Source organism: Bordetella petrii, from assembly GCF_020991325.1.
GTDB lineage: Bacteria > Pseudomonadota > Gammaproteobacteria > Burkholderiales > Burkholderiaceae_B > Bordetella_A > Bordetella_A petrii_E.
Genome location: NZ_JAJMLX010000399.1, coordinates 1 through 3,052 on the forward strand (window position 1 = coordinate 1; position 3,052 = coordinate 3,052).

A 3,052-nucleotide genomic window follows, 5' to 3' on the forward strand; every position below is an offset into this window, starting at 1 on the left:
CGGGCATGCCGGCGCCGGAATCCGCCGAGCCTTCGGTGGGCATGGCCTCCGGGACGGCGCAGGCGCCCGCGGATGGCGCGCCCGCCGCTCCAGGGAACACGCCCCTGCCCGGCGATGCCGCCAATCCCGATGGTGCGGCGGCGCCCCAGGCATCTGATCCGGGGGCGGCCGCCGATCCAGTTACCGCGGATCCGGCAGCCACCGATCCGGCCGCCGCCGGTACCAACCCGGACGGCACTGCCGCCACGGCGGAACCGGTTCCGCCTGAAGAAGAGAAACCGGCCGAGCCTCCGCAGCCCGCCACGGTGTCAGTAAGAGTCAGTGTGCGGCCCTGGGGCGAAGTGCTGATCGACGGCCGCTCGCGCGGCATCAGCCCCCCCTTGAGCCAGGTAACGTTGCCGCCGGGGCGCCACAGCGTCACCATACGCAATCCTGCCGCGCCGGACTACAACACCACCATCAATGTCAGCCCGGGTGAGTCGGGGTCGATTTCACACGTGTTTGAGTAAGGCTCAGCCGCCGTTGGTGCTGCCATCTTCGGAAGCCCCGGCGTCCTCGACGACGTCGGCGGTGAACATATAGCCCCAACCATGCACTGCCTTGATGGGCAGGCGCATCTGGTGGGCGGCCGCCTTGCGGCGCATCCGGCTGATCATCACATCGACAAACCGGCCCCGCCGCTCGCTGTCGGCGGCCTCGCCCGATTGCATGCCATCGGCGATCAGGGTGTCGCGGCTGACTTTCTTGTCCGGCGCACGCACCAGGCGCAACAAAAAGCCGCGTTCGGCGGTGGTCAGGGCCAGTTCCTGGCCGGCGGGCGCAATCAGGGTCCAGCCCTTGCTGGCCAAGCGCCAGCCCGTGGCCGGCGCCTCGACGGACTCGGCGGCGGCGGTGCTTTCGATGGGCACCCCGGACGGCTGGGGGCTGGTTTCCACGGCCACGCTGGGTATCAGGTCGGCCACGCGCCGCAACAGCGACTGGAACACTGCGGCCAGCTCCAGGCCGCTGGAACTGGTGTCCAGGCAGGCATCGGCGCCGCACAGCAGGGTGCGCACGCGGGCCTCGCTGTCGGCGAACGTCGTCAGGGCGATAATTCCCAGGGTTTGCCGCATGGCGCGCAACTGCGCGGCCGCCAGGTGTATCTTGGGTAATGTGCCTGTCAGCACCACCAGCGGCACCGGATGCCGCGATACATGGGTATACAGGTCAGCGAGTTCGGCATAGCGATGTACTTGAAAACCCAGGTGCGACAGGTCTGCGATCTGTTGCGGGTGGGCGGTGTCGTCTCCAGTAAGAAAGAGGACATCCAACGATCTATTCATGATTCCCTTCCGGGTGGAAGCGCCAGAGGCGACTGGCAGGCCGCGTCTATCAACCCCGCGGCATGCGGTTTGCTTATATTTTGGATAAAGAAAATGGCGCAGGATGGGCCGTGGCGAAGCATGGACGGTGCCCGATTCGCGGGGATCAAGAATAAATCGGTGTTGTGGGTGGGGGCGAGGTCTGACTGCTGTAGTTGTGTGACGCTGTGTGTCATTTAACCTCAATCGTATGATTATGTGAATATAATTGGCAAATTAATACAATATGCCTAATAGTCTTTTTCGCCGGGAAGGCCCGCGCCGAAAAAGGCTTCCCTGCCCGCGTTACAGTAGAGCCTTACCGAAATGCGGAGCCTCAACTATGTCGACCTCTATGCTCGCCCGCGGCCTGCTGCTTGCCGGCATGGCGTTCGCGCTGGCGGGGTGTGCCAGCCATACCGGCCACGCCGCCGCTGAAGGCGCCGCCGCGGCCAATGCCACCACCAGCGCCGATTCCCTGGCCCAGACCCGCTGGGAACTGACACGCTGGACGGCTCCAGATGGCTCGACCCGCGCCATTCCCCATGGCGACAACGGGGAGCCCATACATCTGGTGTTCCTGGCCCACAATGACCAGTACCGCGTCAGCGGGTATTCGGGTTGCAACCGCTACAGTGGAAGTTACAAACTACAGGCGGGGAAATTGTCGATTTCGGCTCCGGCCAGCACACGCATGGCCTGCGCGTCGCCAGAACGAGCCCGCCTTGAAACGGCTTACTTGAAGGCGTTGGCGGCGATCCAGACATTTACCCTGGACAGCGGCAGCGCGCCGCGCCACCTGACGTTCAACGTGCAGAATGGCGATGTGCTGGAGTTTACCCGCCGGCAGGATCCTCCGACACCCCAATAAGCTTGCCGCGGATTCCCGCGGCCCCCTATTAATAACTATTAGCGCCGAGATGCTGCTATTTCGCCAGTCATGCAAGCCGTCGTCAATATTGCCGCGTACAAGTTTACTTCGTTAACCGATCTGCCCAGCCTGCGCGCCGATATCCTGGCGCGGGCGCAGGCCGCCGACTTGAAGGGCACCGTGCTGCTGGCCGAAGAGGGCATCAACCTGTTCCTGGCGGGCGCTCGGGCGGGCGTCGATGCCATGCTGGGCTGGCTGCGCGCCGATCCGCGCTTTGCCGACCTTGAAGCAAAGTTCAGCCTGTCGGACGCCGTGCCGTTCCAGCGGCTGCGGGTGCGGATCAAGCGCGAAATCATCCGCATGAACCACCCCGCCATCCAGCCCGAAGCCGGACGGGCGCCGGCCGTGTCGCCCACCACCCTGGCCCGCTGGCTGGAGCAGGGGGCGGATGACGAAGGACGGCCCCTGGTCATGCTGGACACGCGCAACGCGTTCGAGGTAGACGCCGGCACCTTCGAGGGCGCCCTGGATTGGCGCATCGATCGGTTCACGCAGTTTCCCGCCGCCGTGCGGGCCCATCGCGACAGCCTGCAGGGCAAGGCCGTGGTCAGTTTCTGCACGGGCGGCATTCGCTGCGAAAAGGCCGCCTTGTACATGGCCGAAGCAGGGCTCGACCACGTTTATCAACTGGAAGGCGGCATTCTGAAGTACTTCGAGGAAACCGGTGGCAAGGGGTTCAAGGGGCATTGCTTCGTTTTCGACGAGCGCATCGCTGCTGGCGGCCAACCTGCTGCTGGAAGACCCGCTCGATGCATCGCTGCGCCAATGGCGGGTAGACCCT

At 64.8% G+C, this 3,052-nt stretch carries 4 protein-coding genes; 3 read left to right on the top strand and 1 reads right to left on the bottom strand.

What is annotated here, in order from left to right; all coding sequences use genetic code 11:
• Nucleotides 1–509 (top strand): PEGA domain-containing protein (locus LPZ50_RS23610; RefSeq protein ID WP_230665294.1); only part of this gene is annotated, 509 nt, incomplete at its 5' end.
• Nucleotides 510–512: 3 nt separating this feature from the next.
• Here the strand turns inward: LPZ50_RS23610 and LPZ50_RS23615 are convergent.
• Entirely contained in the window at nt 513–1,322 is an 810-nt protein-coding gene (locus tag LPZ50_RS23615; RefSeq protein WP_230665295.1) for a response regulator transcription factor, read from the bottom strand.
• A 361-nt stretch (nt 1,323–1,683) separates the two neighbouring features.
• Between LPZ50_RS23615 and LPZ50_RS23620 the strand changes: the two genes are divergently transcribed.
• Together LPZ50_RS23620 and LPZ50_RS23625 are read left to right on the top strand one after the other, a co-directional pair.
• On the top strand, nt 1,684–2,211 hold the full coding sequence (locus LPZ50_RS23620) for an META domain-containing protein (RefSeq protein WP_230665296.1): 528 nt from the start codon (nt 1,684–1,686) through the stop codon (nt 2,209–2,211).
• 69 nt (nt 2,212–2,280) lie between these two features.
• The coding region (locus LPZ50_RS23625) for a sulfurtransferase (RefSeq protein WP_230665297.1) at nt 2,281–3,052 on the top strand (772 nt) is incomplete at its 3' end.